The organism is Pseudomonas sp. Marseille-Q7302, from assembly GCF_965111925.1.
This window is the reverse complement of sequence record NZ_CBCOPK010000001.1, coordinates 3,641,784-3,660,931: the sequence shown is the minus strand read 5'-3', so window position 1 is coordinate 3,660,931 and position 19,148 is coordinate 3,641,784. Positions and strand designations below refer to the sequence as shown.

Sequence of the window (19,148 nt, the reverse complement as noted above, 5' to 3'; positions counted from 1 at the left end):
ACTAGGCAACGGGTAGAGGTACAGACGAGCAGGGGGAGACCCCTCGGGCTATCCAAGGAGGGTTCAAATGCTGACGGCTTTCGTTATCTGGATGGGCTACATCGTGTCCCGGCTGAGTGGCGGACTCGCCTTCGCTGGGATTCTTGCGTTCGTTATCTACACGTCCGAGACGTGGGCCCAGGGGATTCTCCAAGGGCTATTAACGTGGTTTGCTGTAGTTGTATTCGGTATAGGTGTAGCTTTTCTTACGGCCGCCTTCAAGAAAGTGTTAGGAGTGCTTAAGGTTGAGTAAGCGTTTCTCAGAGCGTTTAGGTATTAGGGCGCCTTCAAAGCTCCTTCAGTTAGACGGCATGTCTGATGAGCTTAGAAATTCTCTATGGAATGTAATTCATCAGGCGGTCGACCACTCCTATGCTGATAACTGGATCAAGTTGAGTCGGGCATCTGCTTTTCATTTTTTCAAGAAGCCATTGGACGAAGTAGGTACCAGTAATCCGTATGAAATGCGCTCAATCAAAAGCACTTTCATGCATTTGGATTGGGCCTCGGCATATGATTATATTGAATTCATCGGCGCTAATCTTGAAGGTTTAGTAAGCCTGGTAATTTTAAAGGAGCACGAATTTCAGGCCCTTGTGAATCACGTGCTAGAGCTAGAGTTCTCAGGGTATCGATTCATAGATGACCGACTTGCCCCGATAACCACTGAGACGGAAATGACGGAGGTGGCTGAAGCGCTTTCAACTTCGGCATCGAGTGACATGCAGGGCGCCTACAAGCATTTAGATGCAGCTGTGGGCTTCCTTTCTAGAAGGCCCTCTCCCGACTATCGCAACTCTATCAAGGAGTCTATAAGTGCTGTGGAGTCGGTGGCCCGATTGTTGGGCAGGGAGGATTCTTCAGGTCTATCTAATGCTCTCAAAGAACTAACTAAAAAAGCTCCTATACACAAGTCCCTACAAGCAGGGTTTAGTTCTCTTTATGGGTACACTAGTGATGAGGACGGTATTCGGCACGCAATTCTGAGGGATGGCGATGTGGGTTTTGAGGAAGCGAAGTATATGCTTGTCTCATGTTCTGCTTTCGTGAACTATTTGCTAGGAAAGGCCCGCGCGGCCGGTCTTCTTGAGTCAAGATCATAGCGCTTCGTAGCTACGTGAAGCCGAACTCCTCCTGTGAACGTTCTATAGGAGGAGCCTTCAGGTCTAACACTTTCACGGCTCGGAGACGTAGTGTGACACCAGCACCTAGGAGGGCGGTGTAGAAAGGGGCAACGAAGCAGGAGACACGGGCCACGGTGTCGGTGCCCAGCTTGACGTCGTGCGCCAGGCGCTTGCCCTTGGCATCGAACAGGGCAACTTTGCGGTCAACCATCTGCCCGGTCTTCTTGTCCTTGACCTTGGCCTTCGATCTGAAGTTAAAGATCAGGTTGCCATCTTCGTCTTCTTCGACTGGCAGGTCAGCGAGCTTCAGACGCTTACCAGAGCCCTTCTTCTTGGCTTCGGCGTCCTGGATCTGACGCTCCAGCTCTTCCTGCTGGACCTTCTTGATGAGCTCACGGAAGGCTTCAGCCTGGGGGCCATTGGCCTTAAGCTTGGTCTTGTAAATGCCGTCTTCGTCGAACCTAGTATCGGGGTCAATGAGGACAGGATTGATGAGTTCACCCGCAGGAGATACGGCCTCAACCGCATTGCTTTGTGTGGCCATGCTGAGCGCTTCCTTGCGGGCTCCTAAAGGGCCCCAGAAGATACCTCATAGGATGCCCAGGCAGAACCTCAAGCACAGCAAGAGAGAGCCTGGAGGAGGTTCTGGAGGGGTTCGAGAGGAGGGCCCACAGGGGAGCCCGAAGGGTGCGAAACAGATAAGAGCACAGGCGGGTATATGGCTATCAGGATAGATAGGTCAATAGATCCAGGCTATCTATGCCTCGACTTTGGACACCTCGCTAGCTTCAGCCTGCTTCCTCACTCGGAAGACCGTAGTGCGGTCCATGCCCAGAGCCTTGCCGATAGCCGTATCGCCCATGCCTTCAGCCTTCATCGCCAGGATCCGCTCCAGTAGGGGCTCCGCTTTGGGCTTCCGTCCACGGTACTTTCCATCGGCCTTCGCCTTGGCGATCCCCTCACGCTGCCTCTCAAGCATCATCTCCCGCTCAAACTGAGCCACTGAGCCAAGGACGTTGAGCATCAAGCGGCCTCCTGCGGTAGTCGAGTCGATACCCATCCCGAGGATCTGAAGGCCTGCTCCGAGGTCGTCGAGGGCCTTGAGGATCTCTCCGAGGTGGTGAACGCTGCGAGCCAGGCGGTCGAGCTTGGTCACTACCAGCACGTCACCCCTGCGGAGATCCCGAAGCATCCTCTCCAGCTCAGGCCGATCACCTACCGACGATACCTGCTCCTTGTAGATCCTTTCGACACCCGCCGCAGTGAGCTCCCGTTCCTGGGCTTCATAGCCGGCGATTTGTTCGAGGGTAGAGGTCCGGGCGTATCCGATGCGCATGGTCTGAGTCCGTTGCAGTGTTGCGTTAGGGTCTAAGAGATTCCCAAGGTAGTGTTGCGGAAATCCTAAGTCAACCCTAATGCAACGGTTTTTAAGCATCGCTGCAACGCTGCGGTAGACCAAGCCCTATTGCAACGCATGCCCAAGGGCAGGCTAGAGGATTACCCCCTTGGGAGGCCCCATGGGAGACCTACAGGACCGTGCTCGGGTAGGTGGGCGGGAGTGCCCGCATGTGCGCGAGCAGGAGGGGGCCAGGGGGGAAGGGCGCGAAGCGGCCACCTTAAGATGGGGTCTCGGATTTTTTCATGAAATTCCAAGGACTCTTGAGTTAGAGTAGGTACCCCGTGGTGGGACACCGGGCGGTTAGACCTGTATCCCAAAGCCCAGGATTAGAGCGGGTTCCAGCGTAGCGCCGAGAATCGGTGATGCGATAGTATTCCCGCCGTTCACGCGCGTCTGGGGTGGTCATGTTGGGCCGCTCCGTGGGTGATGGCCCCGAGTGTAGCCGGCGAGCCGGCACGGTGTCGCCGTCCAACCCGCAGGGCGCCTACGTCTTTCCGCCGTGCAAGCGAGCCTATGTTCAGACCCCTGCCGATCTACCTTGGCCTGCGTTATGTCCGCGCCAAGCGCCGCAATCATTTCGTCTCCTTCATCTCGCTCACCTCCATGATCGGCCTGGCCCTCGGCGTCGTCGTCATGATCGTGGTGCTGTCGGTCATGAACGGCTTCGACCGCGAGATGCGCGATCGCGTCCTCGGCATGATTCCCCATGCGACGGTGGAGTCCTATCAGCCGGTTACCGACTGGCGCAGCGTGCGCGAGCTGGCACTGCAAAACAGTCAGGTGGCGGCGGTGGCGCCCTTCACCCAGTTGCAGGGCATGCTGGCCCACGACAAGGCGGTGCAGACCGTTTTGCTCAACGCCATAGATCCGGCCGAGGAGTCCAAGGTCTCGATCATCGCCAGCTTCATGCGCGAGGGTAGGCTCGACGACCTCAAGCCGGGCGAGTTCGGCATCATCATCGGCTCCCTGGCCGCCGAGAAACTGGGCGTCAAGGTTGGCGACAAGCTCACCTATATCGCTCCGGAAGTGGCCGTGACCCCCGCCGGCATGTTTCCGCGCATGAAAAGATTCACCGTGGTGGGCATCTTCAGCGTCGGCGCTGGCGAGCTGGATGGCTCGGTGGGCCTGATCGACATCGAGGATGCCGCACGGCTGCAACGCTGGCCGGCGAATGCGGTTCAGGGTGTGCGGCTCAAGCTGCATGACCTGTTCCAGGCGCCGGACGTGTCCTGGAACATCGCCCGCCAGTTGCCCGGCAACGATTGGTACGCCCGCGACTGGACCCGCACCCATGGCAACCTCTACCAGGCCATCGGCATGGAAAAGACCATGATCGGCCTGTTGCTCCTGCTGATCGTGGCCGTGGCCGCCTTCAACATCGTTTCCACCCTGGTGATGGTGGTGACCGACAAGAAATCCGACATCGCCATCCTGCGTACCCTGGGCGCCACGCCCCGGCAGATCATGGCGGTGTTCATGGTCCAGGGAACCTTCATCGGCATCATCGGCACCGCCATTGGTTGCCTGCTGGGGGTGCTGGCCGCGCTCAACGTCAGTGCGGCGCTGGCCTGGGTGCAGCAGGTCACCGGGCATCAGTTCCTCAACGCCGAGGTGTATTTCATCGACTACCTGCCGGCCCAGCTCCAGCTGCACGACGTCCTGCTGATCTGCGGCGCGTCCTTTGCCCTGAGCTTCCTGGCCACGCTCTATCCCTCCTGGAGCGCCGCCCGTACCCAACCCGCCGAGGCCCTGCGTTATGAATGATCGAGCCGTTTTGCGTTGCCAGGACCTGGGCAAGCGCTACGAGGAAGGCCCCCAGACCGTCGAGGTGCTGAGCAACGTCCAGCTGACCCTGCAACCGGGCGAGCGCGTCTCCATCGTCGGCAGCTCGGGATCGGGCAAGACCACCCTGCTGAACCTGCTCGGTGGCCTCGATACCCCCAGCAGTGGCAGCGTCTGGCTCGACGGCGAAGAGCTGTCGGCGCTCAACGAGAAGGCCCGCGGTCTGCTACGCAATCGCGCCATGGGCTTCGTCTACCAGTTCCACCACCTGCTGCCCGAATTCAGTGCCCTGGAAAACGTCTGCATGCCCTTGCTGATCGGCAAGGCCTCCATTGGCGAAGCCCGTGAGCGCGCGGCCAAGTTGCTGGAACGGGTCGGCCTCGGCCATCGCCTGGGGCACAAGCCGGCCGAGTTGTCCGGCGGCGAGCGCCAGCGCGTGGCCATCGCCCGGGCCCTGGTCAACCAGCCCAAGCTGGTCTTGCTCGACGAGCCCACCGGCAACCTCGACCAGCACACCGCCCACGGTATCCAGGACCTGATGCTGGAACTGTCCACCTCGCTGCGCACGGCCTTCCTGGTGGTGACCCACGACCAGGTGCTGGCCGGCCAGATGGACCGGATGCTGCGCCTGGACGAAGGCCATCTGGTCGACGCCACGCCGGCCCGGCAGGTCTGAGGTCGTTATGTTCAGACCGCTCTCCCTGTTCATCGGCCTGAGATACACCCGCGCCAAGCGGCGCAAGTCGTTCATCTCCTTCTTCTCGCTGGTCTCCATGTTCGGCCTGGCCCTGGGCGTGCTGGCCATGATCCTGGTGCTGTCGGTGATGAACGGCTTCCAGGAGGAAATGCGTGGCCGCATTCTCGGCATGGTGCCCCATGCCTTCATCAGCGGTGCCCAGCCGCTGGACGACTGGCGCCCGCTGGCGGCCAAGGCCGAGCAGCAACCCCATGTGCTGGCTGCGGTGCCCTACACCCAGTTGCAAGGCATGCTGTCGGTGCGCGGTCGCATGCAACCGCTGCTGGTGGACGGTATCGATCCCGCCCAGGAGAAACGCGTTTCCATCGTTGGCGAGCGCATGACCCAGGGCAGCCTCGACGCCCTCAAGCCGGGCGAATTCGGCATCGTCCTGGGCGAGATCGCCGCCCGGCGCTTCCAGCTGGAAGTGGGCAGCCAGGTCACGGTGATCATCCCCGAGGTTGGCGCCACCGGCAGCATCACCCCGCGCCTGCGCCGCTTCACCGTGGTCGGCACCTTCAAGGTCGGCGCCGAGCTGGACGCCTCCCTGGCGCTGATCAACGTGGTCGACGCCGCACCGCTCAAAGGCTGGCAGCCGGGCCAGGTGGAGAGCATCCGCCTGGCGCTGGACGATCTCTTCCAGGCGCCCCGTATCTCCCGTGACGTGGCCAAGGCCCTGGGCGAGGGCTACCAGGCACGCGACTGGACGATCTCCCAGGGCAGCCTGTTCCAGGCCATGCAGATGGAAAAGACCATGATCGGCCTGCTGCTCCTGCTGATCGTGGCGGTGGCCGCCTTCAACATCATCGCCACCCTGATCATGGTGGTGGCCGACAAGAAGGCCGACATCGCCATCCTGCGTACCCTGGGCGCCACGCCCGGGCAGATCATGGCGGTGTTCATGGTCCAGGGCACGGTGATCGGTCTGGTCGGTACCCTGATCGGCGGCGTGCTGGGCGTCATCGCGGCGCTCAACGTCAGCCACTGGATCGCCGCCCTAGAGCGTCTGGTCGGCCACAAGCTGTTCGGCGGCGACATGTACTTCATCAGCAACCTGCCCTCGCGGCTGGAAGTGGAAGACGTGGTACTCATCGCCGTGGCGGCCCTGAGCATGAGTTTCCTGGCGACCCTCTATCCCGCCTGGCGCGCCTCGCGCACCTCGCCGGCCGAAGCCCTGCGCTACGACTGATCCCCTGCCGGGCCAGGCGGACCTTACGCCCCTGGCCCTGGCACTTCTGCGTTCCAACTGCTCTAATCCGCGCATCTGAAGCCCTGCTGGTTCTCCACGGATGGAGTCCTGATGCGTGCCGCTCTGCTTGCCTTCGCCTTGGGTGTGCTGCTCCTGCGCGCCTTTGCCGCGCTACCGTCACTGCCCCTGCTGGCGGCTCTCGCCTCGGTCGCCATCGTGCTGCTGGGCACCCGTTTCTTCGTGCTCGGCGCCTGCGGGCTCGGCCTGGCCTGGGCGCTGCTCGCTGCGCACGGGGCCCTGGTGGATCGCCTGGATCCGGCGCTGGAGCAGCGGGTATTGTGGATCGAGGGCCAGGTGAGCGGGCTGCCCGCGGTGGATGCCGACTCGGTGGGCTTCGTGCTCAGTGGCGCGACCAGTCGGCGCGACGTCAAACTGCCCGCGCACATCCGCCTGAACTGGCACGGCGGTCCTCGCCCCCTGACCGGCGAGCGCTGGCGCCTGGCGGCGGAGTTGCGCGGACCGGCAGGTCTGGTCAACGCCCTGGGCCAGGACCGCGAGGCCTGGCTGCTGGCCCAGGGCATAGGGGCTACCGGTAGCGTGAAGGATGGCCAGCGGCTGCAGTCCGCCAGTGGCCTGGCAACCTGGCGCGATGGTATCCGCCAATACCTGCAGACCCGGGATCCGGCCGGGCAGGGCGGATTGCTCGCCGCGTTGGTGGTGGGCGACGGCTCGGGGATCAGCGACCGCCAATGGCAGCTGTTCCAGGACACCGGCACGGTGCACCTCATGGTGATTTCCGGGCAGCACATCGGCCTGATCGCCCTGGGCGTCTATGCCGGGGTGGTCATCCTGGCGCGCCGTGGCTACTGGCCGAGTCGACTCCCCTGGCGGCTATCCGCCGCCGTGCTGACCGTGGCCACCGCGCTGGGTTACGGACTGCTGGCCGGTTTCGAGGTGCCGGTGCAGCGCGCCTGCGTCATGGTTACCCTGGGCTTGCTTTGGCAGCTGGGGCGCCAGCAGGTCCGGCTGGCTGATGCCGTACTGCTGGCCCTGGTGCTGGTCCTGGCGGCCAATCCCCTGGTCAGCCTGCTGCCTGGCTTCTGGTTGTCCTTTGGCGCCGTGCTGTTGCTGCTGTGGAGCTTCGCGGGCCGTCTGGGACAGCTGCCCTGGTGGGTCACCCTGGGGCGGGCCCAATGGTGCATGGCCCTGGGCCTGGCGCCGCTGCTGCTGGCACTGGGCCTGCCACTGAGCCTGAGCGGTCCCCTGGCCAACGCCGTCGCCGTGCCGCTGATGGACATGGCGGTCGTGCCGCTGGCGCTGGTGGGGACGCTGCTATCCCTGCTGTGGTCGCCGCTGGGCGATCCCGCGCTCCTGCTGGCCGGTGGCTTGCTGCAGGGACTGCTCTGGCTATTGAGCGGATTGGCGCACCTTGCCGCGGCCTGGCAGCCTGTACTCGCGCCGGCCTGGGCGCTGTGGCTGGCGGGACTCGGGGCGTTGCTGGCCCTGCTGCCGGCGGGTGTGCCGCTGCGCGGCTTCGGCGCACTGCTGATGTTGCCCGGGCTGTTTCCTCTGGCGCCCGTACCAGCGGAGGGGCTGGCGCGGATCACCTTGCTGGACGTCGGTCAGGGCCTGGCCGTGCTGGTACGTACCCGGCAGCATGCGCTGCTCTACGATGCCGGCCCGCGCCAGGGCAGCTATGACAGCGGCGCTCGGGTCGTCCTGCCCAACGTGACGGCTGCTGGCATCGGGGCCCTGAATATCATGTTGCTCAGCCATGCCGATGCCGATCACGCTGGCGGTGCGCCGGCCGTGGCCCGGGGCCTGCCAGCAGGTCGAGTGCTCAGCGGTGAGGCAGGTAGGCTGAAACCGGAATTGCATGCCCAGGACTGCGCAGACGGTGCCCATTGGCAATGGAACGAGGTCGCCTTCACCACCTGGTGGCGTCCTGATGCGGATTCCAACGCCTCCTCCTGTGTACTCAGCGTCGAGGCCAGGGGCGAGCGCCTGCTGTTGACCGGCGACATCGATGCCCGCCGCGAAGGCCAGCTGGTGGCCAGTGGCGTGCCTTTGGCGGCGGATTGGCTCGTCGCCCCGCACCATGGCAGTCGCAGCGGTTCCAGCGCCGCCTTCATCGATGCCGTCCAGCCGCGCGGTGTGCTGATCTCCCGCGGGCTGAACAATCGCTATGGCCATCCGCATCCGCAGGTGATGCAGCGCTATCGCGAACGTGGCGTGATTCCCTATGACACGGCCGAGCTGGGTGCCCTGAGCTGGACGCTTGGGCGCTGGGAGGCGCCGCACGGTCAGCGCCTGGAGCGTCACTGGTGGCGGATCCCCCCGCCGACACCCTAAGGCGTTCGTGCTAGAGTGGCCGCATTTTGCGGCAGGGGTAACGGTCTCGTGTTCGAAATGGTCAAAGCTGGCGGCTGGATGATGCTGCCGATCATCCTCAGTTCCATCCTGGCCACGGCCATCATCGCCGAGCGGCTGTGGACCCTCAGGCGCAGCCGGGTCGCACCACCCACACTGCTCGCCCAGGTCTGGCGCTGGATCCAGGACAAGCAGCTCAACGCCGAACGGCTGCGCGAACTGCGCGCCGGATCGCCCCTGGGCGACATCCTCGCTGCGGGCCTGACCAATTCCCGCCATGGTCGCGACATCATGAAGGAAGCCATCGAGGAAGCCGGCAGTCGTGTGGTGCATGACCTCGAGCGCTATCTCAATACCCTCGGCAGCATCGCTGCGTTGGCGCCGCTGATGGGGCTGCTGGGCACGGTATTCGGCATGATCGACATCTTCAGTGCCTTCATGAACGACGGCATGGCCAATGCGCCCATTCTCGCCGGCGGTATCTCCAAGGCGCTGGTCACCACCGCCACCGGTCTGCTGGTGGCGATTCCCGCGGTGTTCTTCCATCGCTATCTGCTGCGTCGCGTCGACGAGCTGGTGGTGGGCATGGAACAGGAAGCGGTCAAGCTGGTGGACATCCTCCATGGCGATCGCGAGGTGGACGTGCGCGAAGGAGCCCCGGCGTGAAATTCCGTCGCCGCGCCGGAGGCGCCGCTCGCGAAGAGGTCTATATCAACCTGGCCTCCTTCATCGACGTCATCTTCGTCCTGCTGTTGTTCTTCGTGGTGACCGCGACCTTCAACAAGCCCAGCCAGCTGAAGATCGAACTGCCCGAGGCCGACAGCGCCGCGGCGGCCGCCAACCAGGGCAAGACCCTGGAAATCAGCATCACCGCCGAAGGCCAGATGGCGCTCAACGGCCAGACCCTGGCACGCAACGATCTGACCGGCCTGACCACCGCGCTGCAGCGGGAATCCGGCGGCGACAACAGCCTGCCGCTGGTGATCACCGCCGATGGCCGCGCCACCCACCAGGCGGTGGTCATGGCCATGGATGCCGCCGGCAAGCTGGGCTTCAGCCAGCTACGCATCACCACCCTCGAGGCCCAGGCGAAACGCCCGTGAGCCTGGGCGAACGTCTGGTTCGTGCCTGGTATGCAGGGCATCCGGCCTTGGGTCTGCTGACGCCGCTCGAAGCCCTCTATCGGCAGATAGCCCAGCGCAAGCGCCAGCGCTTCCTGGCGGGGCAGGGCAGCATCCATCGGGCGCCCGTCCCGGTCATCGTGGTCGGCAATCTCACCGTTGGCGGGACCGGCAAGACGCCCATGATCCTCTGGCTGATCGACCATCTGCGCGCGCGCGGTCTGAGGGTCGGGGTGGTCAGCCGGGGCTATGGCGCCACGCCGCCGAGCCTGCCCTGGCGGGTACGGATCACCGACACCGCCGCCATCGCCGGCGACGAGCCGCTGCTCATCGTGCAGCGCACCGGGGTGCCGCTGGTGACGGATCCCGACCGCGGTCGCGCGGTCGAGCGATTGCTCGCTGAGGAAGCGCTCGATGTCATCCTCAGCGACGACGGTCTGCAGCACTATCGTCTGGCCCGGGATCTGGAGCTGGTCATGGTCGATGCGGCGCGGGGCTTCGGCAACGGGCGCTGCCTGCCGGCCGGCCCCTTGCGCGAACCCCTGGAGCGCCTGGCCGAGGTGGATGCCGTGATCCACAACGGCGCCGCGACCGATCCTGCCGCCGGCTTCGGCCTGACCCTGCAGCCCAGCGCCCTGGTCAATCTGCGTAGCGGCGAGACCCGGCCGCTGGACTTCTTTCCGCCAGGGCAGCGCCTGCATGCCCTGGCCGGCATCGGCAACCCCGGACGTTTCTTCGCTACCCTCGAAGGACTACACTGGCAGCCGTTGCCCCATGCCTTCGCCGATCACGCCAGCTACAGCGCTGCGGACCTGGCCTTCACGCCCGAGCTGCCGCTGGTGATGACCGAGAAGGACGCGGTCAAGTGTCGGCCCTTCGCCGCCGCCGACTGGTGGTACCTGGCGGTGGACGCCCAGCCCTCGGCCGCTTTCGTCGCCTGGCTGGATGGGCGTCTCGCTCGACTCCTGCCCGAACACTCTCACTGACGGAACAATCGCCCATGGATCTCAAGCTGCTGGACATCCTCGCCTGCCCCCTGACCAAGAGCCCGCTGATCTTGAGCGACGACAAGACCGAACTCATCAGCAAGGCCGCGGGCCTGGCCTTCCCGATTCGCGACGGCATCCCGGTGATGCTGGAAAGCGAGGCACGCGTCATCACCACGGACGAGCGCCTGGATAAATGAGCACCGCCTTCACCGTCGTCATCCCGGCGCGCCTTGCCAGCACGCGGCTGCCCAACAAGCCGCTGCTCGACATCGCCGGCAAGCCGATGATCCAGCACGTCTGGGAACAGGCCCGGCGCAGTGGCGCCGAGCAGGTGGTGGTGGCGACCGACCACGAGGATATCCTGCGCGCCTGCGAAGGCTTTGGTGCCCGGGTGCTGCTGACCCGGGCCGACCACGCCTCCGGTACCGATCGCCTGGCCGAGGTGGCTGAGCTGCTCGGCCTGGCCGACGATGCGCTGGTGGTCAATGTCCAGGGCGATGAGCCGCTGATTCCGCCCGCGGTGATCGATCAGGTGGCCACCAATCTCGCCGCCCATCCCGAGGCCGGCGTGGCTACCCTGGCCGAGCCGATCCAGGAGGTCGACAGCCTGTTCAATCCCAACGTGGTCAAGGTGGCCACCGACGTGAACGGCCTGGCGCTGACCTTCAGCCGGGCGCCGCTGCCCTGGGCCCGCAATGCCTTCGCCGGTGATCGTTCGCAGATGCCCCAGGGTTTTCCCTATCGCCGTCATATCGGCATCTACGCCTATCGCGCCGGCTTTCTCGCCGACTTCGTCAGCTGGGGCCCCTGCGCCCTGGAGGAGACCGAAGCCCTGGAGCAGCTGCGTGCCCTCTGGCACGGCGTGCGCATCCATGTCGCCGATGCCCTGGAAGCGCCCCAGGCGGGCGTGGATACCGCTGAAGACCTCGAGCGCGTAAGACGCCTGCTGGGAGCCTAGATGACCCTGCGTATCCTGTTCGTTTGCATGGGCAACATCTGTCGCTCACCCACGGCTGAGGGCATCCTAAGGACCAAGCTGGACGCCGCGGGCCTGGCCGAGGCGGTGACGCTGGACTCGGCCGGTACCGGTGACTGGCATGTCGGCAAGGCCCCGGATTCCCGCGCCATCCAGGCCGCTGCGGGGCGCGGCTATGACATCAGCGGCCTGCGCGCGCGCCAGGTAACCACGGACGATTTCCAGCGCTTCGACCTGATCCTGGCCATGGACCAGGACAATCTCGCCTGGTTGGAACAGCTGCGCCCCGACCAGGGTGCGGTACCCGAGCTGTTCCTGGCGCGTCAGGGGCTGGCGGTGGATGAGGTGCCCGATCCCTACTACGGCGGCGCGGCCGGCTTCGAGCGCGTCCTGGACCTGCTGGACAGTGCCTGCGATGGCCTGGTCGCCGAGGTGGCTGCCCGTCATGGTCGCTGAGGTGCAACAGCAGGTCCCCTTGCAGGGGCTCAACACCTTCGGCCTGGTGGCGGAAGCCGAGCGCTATCTGGAAGCCGCGAGCGATGCCGAGGTCCACGAGGCCCTGACCTTGGCGCAGCAGCTTGGCGCGCCGCTACGGGTGCTGGGCGGTGGCAGCAATCTGGTCCTGCCCGAACGGGTCGAGGGTCTGGTGCTGCGGCTGACGTCCCGCGGTATTCGCCTGCTGGCGGAGGAGGGCGATGCCCTGCTGGTGGAGGCCGAAGCCGGTGAGCCCTGGCATCCCTTCGTCATGGCCACCCTGGCCAACGGCTGGTACGGCCTGGAAAATCTCAGCCTGATCCCGGGTACCGTCGGTGCCTCACCGATCCAGAACATCGGCGCCTATGGCGTCGAGCTCAAGGACAGATGCGCCGGGGTGACGGCGCTCGATCGCCACAGTGGCGAACTTCACGACCTGACCGCGGACGACTGCGCCTTCGCCTATCGCGAAAGCCGCTTCAAGGCCGAGGCCGGCCGCTGGATCGTCCTGCGGGTGCGCTTCCATCTCAGTCGCCAGCCGCGGCTGGTGCTCGACTATGGTCCTGTGCGCCAGGCCCTGGCCGAGGCTGGCGTCACGCAGCCGACGCCTGAGACCGTGAGTGCGGCCATCTGCAGCATCCGCCAGAGCAAGCTGCCCGACCCCGCGGTGCTGGGCAATGCCGGCAGCTTCTTCAAGAATCCCGTGGTGACGGCCGCCGAAGCTGCCGCGCTGCAGCAACGCTATCCGTCCCTGCCGACCTATCCCCAGGCCGACGGCACGGTCAAGCTGGCCGCCGGCTGGCTGATCGACCAGGCTGGCTGGCGGGGGCATCGCGAGGGCCCAGTGGGGGTGCATGCCGCCCAGGCGCTGGTGCTGGTCAACTTCGGCGGCGCCAGCAGCCGTGACGTCCTGGCCCTGGCGGAGCGCATTCGCGTCTCGGTGCGGGAGCGCTTCGGGGTGACGCTGGACATGGAGCCGGGAAGCCTGACGTGACCGATGACTCGCCCGATGCCCAACGCCGCCGTCTGCTGATCGCCACCACCTCTGCCGTGGGCGGCCTGGGACTGGTGGCGGGCAGTGTGCCCTTCGTCTGCGCCCTGCGGCCCAGTCGTTCGGCGGAGGCGGCGGCGGCGCCGGTCGAGGTGGATCTCAAAGCGTTGCGCGAAGGTGAACAGCTCACGCTGCAGTGGCGCGGCCAGCCGGTCTGCGTCCTGCGTCGCAGCGCCGCGGACCAGGCCCGACTCCTGGCGGACCAGGCAGGGCTGGCCGACCCGGATTCCCGGGAATCCAGCCAGCCACCCTATGTCGATCCGCGTCTGAGATCTCGGCGGCCGGACATTTTCGTTGTCACCGCCATCTGCACCCACCTCGGCTGCATTCCCTCCCTGGCGCCGTCCGGGACGGACCGGGAGGGGGGTTATCTGTGCCCCTGCCATGGCTCCCAATTCGATCTCGCCGGCCGGGTCTATCGTGACCAGCCCGCGCCCTTGAATCTCGCCGTGCCGCCCTATCATTTCCGGGGCGACAACCTGCTGGTGATCGGCAGCGATGGGGAGGGGGCGACATGAACGACAACGAGCCCGGGTGGCTGGAGCGACGGCTGCCGATCGGAGCCTTCTGGCGACGCCATATCAGCGAATACCGGGTACCCCGCAACCTCAACGTCTTCTATCTGTTCGGTTCGCTGCTGGTCTTCATCCTGGCGCTGCAGGTGCTGACGGGGCTCTGGCTGCTGTTCGGCTACGAGCCGACAGTGAAGGGCGCCTTCGCCTCGGTCCAGCTGTTCATGCGCGAGGTGCCCTTCGGCTGGCTGATCCGCTATCTGCATGCGGTGGGTGCCTCGGCGCTGTTCGTTTGCCTCTATCTGCACATGCTGCGGGGCCTGCTCTATGGCTCCTATCGCGCGCCGCGCGAACTGGTCTGGACCTTTGGCGTGCTGCTCTATGTGCTGCTGCTGGCCCAGGCCTTCTTCGGCTATCTGCTGCCCTGGGGGCAGCTCTCCTACTGGGGCGCCCAGGTGTCCCTCAGCGCGGTCGAGGCGGTACCTGTGGTTGGCCCGACCCTGGCCGATCTGCTGCGGGGCGGGGTGGTGCTGTCCGATGCCACCCTGCGCCGCTTCCAGGCCCTGCATGTGGTAGGGCTGCCGCTGCTGATTGTCATGCTGGTGACGCTGCACGTCGTCGCCCTGCGCCAGACCGGATCGAACAATCCCGAGGGCGATGATCGCGACCTGCGCGGCGCGGCAGGGGTGCCTTTCCACCCCTACCTGACCCTCAAGGACCTCTGCGGCCTGGTGGTCTTCCTGCTGGTGTTCCTGGGCGTGGTGCTCCTGGCGCCGGACCTGGGCGGGCTGGTGCTGGAGCCGGCCAACCAGCAACCCGCCGATCCGCTGGTGACGCCCGCGCACATCGCCCCACCCTGGTACCTAGCCGCCTTCTATGCGCTGTTGCGGGCGGTACCGAGCAAAGCCGGCGGCCTTGGCCTGGCCGCCTTGGCCATCGCCCTGCTGTTCGTGCTGCCCTGGCTGGATCGCAGCGCGGTCCGCTCGGTACGCCACAAGGCCTGGCCGGCGCGGCTGGGGCTGTATATGGCGTGTCTGGCCTTTGCCACTCTGGGGGGGCTGGGCGTGGCAGCCCTCACCGACGAGCGCCTGCTGCTGGCGCGTCTGGCTGCCGTGCTCTATTTCGCCAGTCTGCTGGGCATGCCCTGGTACAGCCGCCTGGGTCGTCCGCGAACGCCGCCGGAGTTCAGGTCATGATGCGTGGCCTGCTGCTGGGTCTGCTGCTGCTTTGCAGCGGTCTGGCCCTCGGCGCCGAAGGCGATCCCCGGGTGGGTGCCATCACCTTCGGTCGCTACTGCCTGGCCTGCCACGGCCAGGAGTACCAGCGCTTCGACCGCGTCGCCGCCGATCTCCACCTCGATCTCGCCAGCTGGGCGCCCGGGCGTACCGCCAGCGCGCCCATGCTAGGCCTGCTCAAGCCCGAGGACGCCCGCCGCGCCTTTGGCAGCGTGCCGCCGGATCTCACCCTCATCGCCGCCGTGCGTGGCGATGCCTGGTTGCGTGCCTTCCTGCAGGAGTTCTATGTGGCGCCCGGACGTCCGCTCGGCGTCGATAACCTCACGGCGCCCGGCACTCGCATGCCGGACGTCCTGGCCGCCCTGCGCGGGCGTCAGCTGCACGACTGCAGCCAAGGACGCTGCGTGCTGCGCCTCGAGCCGGGCAGCGGCGCCCAGACGCCCGAGCAGTTCGCCCGCACCGTCGAGGACCTGGTCGCCTACCTGAGCTATTCGGCGGCGCCCGAGCGCAGCCTGGCCTGGCGTCTCGCGCCCTGGGTGCTGGGTTATCTGCTGCTGTTCGCCGTCCTGGCCTTCTGGCTCAAGCGCGAATTCTGGCGGCGATTGCCCGACAGTGAGCGATGAGACTAGGTGGCAGGCGGCAAGGTGCGAGATAATCCCCCCCTTTGCAGCTTCGCCCCTGACGGGGGAGGGACCCATGGGCGCCATAACCCGCCTGACCTGTTTCCATGATCCCGAGGATCACTACAGCCACCGGATCCGTCTGATACTGGCGGAAAAGAACGTCGAGTGCGAATTCATCGCCGTGCGCCGCGGCGAGTGTCCCCGGCAGCTGGCAGAGCACAATCCCTATGGCACCGTGCCGACGCTGATGGATCGCGACCTGGTGCTCTACGGTACCGAGGTGCTCATGGAGTACCTCGAAGAACGCTATCCGCATCCGCCGCTGCTGCCGGCCTATCCGGTCACCCGCGGTCAGTCGCGGCTGCTGATGCACCGCATCGGGCGCGACTGGTGCACCCTGGTGGACGCCATCCTGCAGGCCGCGCCGGGCGCCGATCTCGCTGTCGCGCGCAAGGAACTGCGGGAAAGCCTGACCGGCGTGGCGCCGATCTTCGCGGAAAAACCCTTTTTTCTGAGCGACGACTTTTCCCTGGTGGACTGTTGCCTGCTCCCCATCCTGTGGCGACTGCCGCGCCTGGGCATCGAATTGCCCCGAGCGGCAAAGCCGCTGCAGGACTACATGGATCGTATGTTCGCGCGCGACAGTTTCCGATCCAGTCTTTCGGTCACCGAGCGTGAGATGCGCTAGAGGAGAACCCCATGAATTCCAGTCGCCCCTACCTGGTCCGCGCGCTCTATGAGTGGATCGTGGACAACGACTGCACGCCTCACCTGCTGGTCAACGCCGACTACGCCGAGGTGCGCGTGCCGCCGGGCTATGCCAACGACGGCCAGATCGTGCTGAACGCTTCGCCCAGTGCCGTGCGTGACCTGCACATGGACAACGAAGCCGTGAGCTTCAACGGCCGCTTCGGCGGTGTGGCCTACAATCTTTACGTTCCGATCGGTGCCATTCTAGCCATCTACGCCCGGGAGAATGGCCAGGGCATGGTCTTCGACAGCGAGCCCAGCCCGCCGGATGACCAGGGTCCCGACAACGGCGGCAGCAAGCCCGAGGCGCCGAAGCCAGCTCCCGCGCGGCCGAGTCTGAAAGTGGTCAAGTAACCCTGGCCAGCCTGCCGTGGAGCCTCTCTGCGGCAGTCATGAAAAAGCCCCTGTCAGCATCGCCGACAGGGGCTTTTTCATGCCCGGTACCTGCTCAGCGTTTGAGCGACGCCGGCAGGTGCGGCTGAATCTGGGTCAGCAGACCGCGGAAGCACTTGGGATTGCCGGCGACGATGTGACCCTTCTCGAGGAAGTCGTGGCCACCGTTGAAGTCACCGATCAGGCCACCGGCTTCCTGCACCAGCAGGGCGCCCGCAGCCATGTCCCACTCCGACAGGCCCATTTCCCAGAACGCATCGAAACGACCGGCGGCGACATAGGCCAGGTCCAGCGCGGCGGAACCGGCGCGGCGGATGCCCGCGGTCTGGCCGATCAGGCTGCGGAACATGCCCAGGTAGTTGTCCAGGTGGTCGACGTCATTGGCACGGAAGGGAAAGCCGGTGCCCAGCAGGGCGCCTTCCAGGCTGCGGCGGTTGGTGACGCGGATGCGACGACCGTTCAGGGCGGCACCGCGGCCACGGCTGGCGGTGAATTCTTCCTGGCGTACCGGATCGAGGACCACGGCGTGTTCCAGGCGGCCCTTGTACTTGCAGGCGATGCTCACCGAGAAGTGCGGGACGCCACGGATGAAGTTGGTGGTGCCATCCAGCGGGTCGACGATCCAGACGTAGTCGGCGCCTTCGCCTTCGCCTGCCAGGTAGCCGGATTCCTCACCGTAGAAGCCGTGGGTGGGGTAGGCCTTGCGCAGGATGGCGAGAATGGTCTGCTCGGCAGCGCGATCGACTTCGGAAACGAAGTCATTGGCGCCTTTTTCGTCGACGGCGATAACGTCCAGGCGCTCAATCGAACGGAAAATCAATTCACCGGCGCTGCGGGCCGCGCGCAGTGCGATGTTCAGCATGGGCTGCATGGATAAATCACCTGGGTTGTATAAGGAAAGCCGGCAATGATAGCAGACTTCGCGGCGCTGGAAGGGGTATTCGTGGCAAGCGGGCGCGTGTGGGCGTAGTATACGGCGCCGATTTCCCGCGTCCGCTCGAGGATAGCCACGTGCTGAATAACATCCGCGTCGTTCTGGTCAACACCAGCCATCCCGGCAATATCGGCGGTGCCGCCCGGGCTATGAAGAACATGGGGCTGTCGCGCCTCTATCTGGTCGATCCCGAGGATTTTCCCAGCGGCGAAGCCAATGCCCGTGCCTCCGGGGCCAACGACGTGCTCGATGCCGCCATCGTCGTCGACACCCTGGAAGAGGCCTTGACCGGCTGCAGCCTGGTGCTGGGCACCAGCGCCCGGGATCGTCGTATCCCCTGGCCGCTGCTGGATCCACGCGAATGCGCCACCACTTCCCTGGCCCAGGTGGAGCAGGGCGGCGAAGTGGCCCTGGTGTTCGGGCGTGAATACGCCGGCCTCACCAACGAAGAGCTGCAGCGCTGCCATTACCATGTGCACATCCCCTCGGACTCGGCCTTCGGCTCGCTCAACCTCGCCGCGGCGGTCCAGGTGCTGGTGTACGAAGTGCGCATGGCCTGGCTCGCCGCGCAGAACCAGCCGACCAAGATGAACAAGGTCGAAGCCACCGCCATGCTCAACACCCAGCCGGTGACGGTGGAGGAGCTGGAACTCTACTACGAGCACCTGGAGCAGACCCTGGTAGAGATCGGCTTCCTCGATCCGGCCAAGCCGCGCCACCTGATGAGTCGCTTGCGACGCCTCTATGGGCGGTCCGGCATCAGCAAGCTGGAGATGAACATCCTGCGCGGCATCCTGACCGAAACCCAGAAGGCCGCCCGCGGCGAATCCCACCCGCGGACTATCCCTCCGATAGATAATGCCTGAGTGATTTGGTTGGTTTTATAGTTGACCTTTTTTGTCGGGAATCCGATAATCGAGCTCATCCGATGCAACCCGCTCGAGTTCGTCATGAGACTGACCACCAAAGGCCGCTATGCCGTAACCGCCATGCTCGACCTGGCGCTGCACGCCCAGCGCGGCCCGGTGTCGCTGGCCGACATTTCCGAGCGGCAGGGCATCTCGCTGTCCTACCTGGAACAGCTGTTCGCACGTCTGCGTCGTGGTTCGCTGGTCAACAGCGTGCGCGGTCCGGGCGGTGGTTATCAGCTGGCGCGCGACATGGGTGGTATCCATGTGGCGCAGGTGATCGATGCCGTCAATGAATCCGTGGATGCCACCCGTTGCCAGGGCGGCGGTGGCTGTCATCAGGGCGATACCTGCCTGACCCACCACCTCTGGTGCGATCTGAGCGATCAGATCCACACCTTTCTCAGTGGCATCACCCTGGCTGACCTGGTCGCCCGCAACGAGATCCAGCAGGTTGCCAAGCGTCAGGACAACAAGGTCTGTGCCAGCAAGCAATCGCCGTTAGCGGTCGAAAAAATCGAAGCGTCCACCATCGACTGAGCA

The 19,148-nt window shown here is 65.1% G+C and carries 22 protein-coding genes; 19 read left to right on the top strand and 3 right to left on the bottom strand.

Annotated features, from left to right (window positions below; all coding sequences use genetic code 11):
- Window positions 1-284: 284 nt before the first annotated feature.
- Window positions 285-1,142 carry an AbiJ-NTD4 domain-containing protein gene (locus ACWPW1_RS17110; RefSeq protein ID WP_454253507.1) on the top strand — a complete coding sequence of 286 codons (858 nt, stop codon included), beginning with the start codon at window positions 285-287 and terminating at the stop codon, window positions 1,140-1,142.
- A gap of 10 nt (window positions 1,143-1,152) precedes the next feature.
- Here the strand turns inward: ACWPW1_RS17110 and ACWPW1_RS17105 are convergent, their stop codons facing one another.
- Together ACWPW1_RS17105 and ACWPW1_RS17100 are read right to left on the bottom strand one after the other, a co-directional pair.
- On the bottom strand, window positions 1,153-1,707 hold the full coding sequence (locus tag ACWPW1_RS17105; RefSeq protein ID WP_454253506.1) for a hypothetical protein: 555 nt from the start codon (window positions 1,705-1,707) through the stop codon (window positions 1,153-1,155).
- Between the two features lie 213 nt (window positions 1,708-1,920).
- Entirely contained in the window at window positions 1,921-2,499 is a 579-nt protein-coding gene (locus ACWPW1_RS17100) for a recombinase family protein (protein WP_454253505.1), read from the bottom strand.
- Between the two features lie 576 nt (window positions 2,500-3,075).
- On the opposite strand from ACWPW1_RS17100, the gene ACWPW1_RS17095 reads away from it, so the two are divergent.
- The 16 genes from ACWPW1_RS17095 (at window position 3,076) to ACWPW1_RS17020 (ending at window position 16,724) form a co-directional block, all read left to right on the top strand.
- Window positions 3,076-4,326, top strand: a complete 1,251-nt coding sequence (locus ACWPW1_RS17095) for a lipoprotein-releasing ABC transporter permease subunit (RefSeq protein WP_059315850.1) — start codon at window positions 3,076-3,078, stop codon at window positions 4,324-4,326.
- Entirely contained in the window at window positions 4,319-5,020 is a 702-nt protein-coding gene (lolD, locus tag ACWPW1_RS17090) for a lipoprotein-releasing ABC transporter ATP-binding protein LolD (RefSeq protein WP_026083696.1), read from the top strand. The genes ACWPW1_RS17095 and lolD overlap by 8 nt, the downstream gene beginning before the upstream one ends.
- Window positions 5,021-5,027: 7 nt before the next feature.
- Window positions 5,028-6,269: a lipoprotein-releasing ABC transporter permease subunit gene (locus ACWPW1_RS17085; protein ID WP_454253504.1), complete on the top strand. Its 1,242-nt coding sequence runs from the start codon at window positions 5,028-5,030 to the stop codon at window positions 6,267-6,269.
- A 111-nt stretch (window positions 6,270-6,380) separates the two neighbouring features.
- Window positions 6,381-8,621 (top strand): DNA internalization-related competence protein ComEC/Rec2, encoded by a 2,241-nt coding sequence (locus tag ACWPW1_RS17080; RefSeq protein WP_454253503.1) that lies wholly within the window; start codon window positions 6,381-6,383, stop codon window positions 8,619-8,621.
- A 48-nt stretch (window positions 8,622-8,669) separates the two neighbouring features.
- Window positions 8,670-9,305, top strand: a complete 636-nt coding sequence (locus tag ACWPW1_RS17075; RefSeq protein WP_059315847.1) for a MotA/TolQ/ExbB proton channel family protein — start codon at window positions 8,670-8,672, stop codon at window positions 9,303-9,305.
- On the top strand, window positions 9,302-9,742 hold the full coding sequence (locus ACWPW1_RS17070; protein WP_059315846.1) for an ExbD/TolR family protein: 441 nt from the start codon (window positions 9,302-9,304) through the stop codon (window positions 9,740-9,742). The genes ACWPW1_RS17075 and ACWPW1_RS17070 overlap by 4 nt, the downstream gene beginning before the upstream one ends.
- Entirely contained in the window at window positions 9,739-10,746 is a 1,008-nt protein-coding gene (lpxK, locus tag ACWPW1_RS17065) for a tetraacyldisaccharide 4'-kinase (protein ID WP_454253502.1), read from the top strand. The genes ACWPW1_RS17070 and lpxK overlap by 4 nt, the downstream gene beginning before the upstream one ends.
- 14 nt (window positions 10,747-10,760) lie before the next feature.
- Window positions 10,761-10,946, top strand: coding sequence for a Trm112 family protein (locus ACWPW1_RS17060; protein WP_059232294.1), 186 nt, complete (start codon window positions 10,761-10,763; stop codon window positions 10,944-10,946).
- On the top strand, window positions 10,943-11,707 hold the full coding sequence (gene kdsB, locus ACWPW1_RS17055) for a 3-deoxy-manno-octulosonate cytidylyltransferase (RefSeq protein WP_454253501.1): 765 nt from the start codon (window positions 10,943-10,945) through the stop codon (window positions 11,705-11,707). Before ACWPW1_RS17060 ends, kdsB begins: the two co-directional genes overlap by 4 nt.
- A 6-nt stretch (window positions 11,708-11,713) precedes the next feature.
- Window positions 11,714-12,181, top strand: a complete 468-nt coding sequence (locus ACWPW1_RS17050; RefSeq protein WP_454253938.1) for a low molecular weight protein-tyrosine-phosphatase — start codon at window positions 11,714-11,716, stop codon at window positions 12,179-12,181.
- The gene (gene murB, locus ACWPW1_RS17045; protein WP_454253500.1) at window positions 12,171-13,193 is read left to right on the top strand and encodes a UDP-N-acetylmuramate dehydrogenase; all 1,023 of its coding nucleotides are present in this window, start codon (window positions 12,171-12,173) and stop codon (window positions 13,191-13,193) included. Before ACWPW1_RS17050 ends, murB begins: the two co-directional genes overlap by 11 nt.
- Entirely contained in the window at window positions 13,190-13,768 is a 579-nt protein-coding gene (gene petA, locus ACWPW1_RS17040; RefSeq protein WP_454253499.1) for a ubiquinol-cytochrome c reductase iron-sulfur subunit, read from the top strand. The genes murB and petA overlap by 4 nt, the downstream gene beginning before the upstream one ends.
- Window positions 13,765-14,958 carry a cytochrome b gene (locus tag ACWPW1_RS17035; protein WP_454253498.1) on the top strand — a complete coding sequence of 398 codons (1,194 nt, stop codon included), beginning with the start codon at window positions 13,765-13,767 and terminating at the stop codon, window positions 14,956-14,958. The genes petA and ACWPW1_RS17035 overlap by 4 nt, the downstream gene beginning before the upstream one ends.
- Window positions 14,955-15,620, top strand: coding sequence for a cytochrome c1 (locus ACWPW1_RS17030; RefSeq protein WP_454253497.1), 666 nt, complete (start codon window positions 14,955-14,957; stop codon window positions 15,618-15,620). The genes ACWPW1_RS17035 and ACWPW1_RS17030 overlap by 4 nt, the downstream gene beginning before the upstream one ends.
- A gap of 73 nt (window positions 15,621-15,693) precedes the next feature.
- Entirely contained in the window at window positions 15,694-16,308 is a 615-nt protein-coding gene (locus ACWPW1_RS17025; RefSeq protein WP_059315838.1) for a glutathione S-transferase N-terminal domain-containing protein, read from the top strand.
- 11 nt (window positions 16,309-16,319) lie between these two features.
- Window positions 16,320-16,724 carry a ClpXP protease specificity-enhancing factor gene (locus tag ACWPW1_RS17020; RefSeq protein WP_158892868.1) on the top strand — a complete coding sequence of 135 codons (405 nt, stop codon included), beginning with the start codon at window positions 16,320-16,322 and terminating at the stop codon, window positions 16,722-16,724.
- A 94-nt stretch (window positions 16,725-16,818) separates the two neighbouring features.
- Here the strand turns inward: ACWPW1_RS17020 and suhB are convergent, their stop codons facing one another.
- A complete protein-coding gene (gene suhB / locus ACWPW1_RS17015; protein ID WP_059315836.1) occupies window positions 16,819-17,634 on the bottom strand; it encodes a type III secretion system regulator SuhB in 816 nt (271 codons plus the stop codon).
- A 140-nt stretch (window positions 17,635-17,774) separates the two neighbouring features.
- Between suhB and trmJ the strand changes: the two genes are divergently transcribed.
- Both trmJ and iscR read left to right on the top strand, forming a co-directional pair.
- Window positions 17,775-18,563: a tRNA (cytosine(32)/uridine(32)-2'-O)-methyltransferase TrmJ gene (gene trmJ, locus ACWPW1_RS17010; RefSeq protein ID WP_454253496.1), complete on the top strand. Its 789-nt coding sequence runs from the start codon at window positions 17,775-17,777 to the stop codon at window positions 18,561-18,563.
- A gap of 84 nt (window positions 18,564-18,647) precedes the next feature.
- Window positions 18,648-19,145: a Fe-S cluster assembly transcriptional regulator IscR gene (iscR, locus tag ACWPW1_RS17005; RefSeq protein WP_059315834.1), complete on the top strand. Its 498-nt coding sequence runs from the start codon at window positions 18,648-18,650 to the stop codon at window positions 19,143-19,145.
- Window positions 19,146-19,148 lie beyond the last annotated feature (3 nt).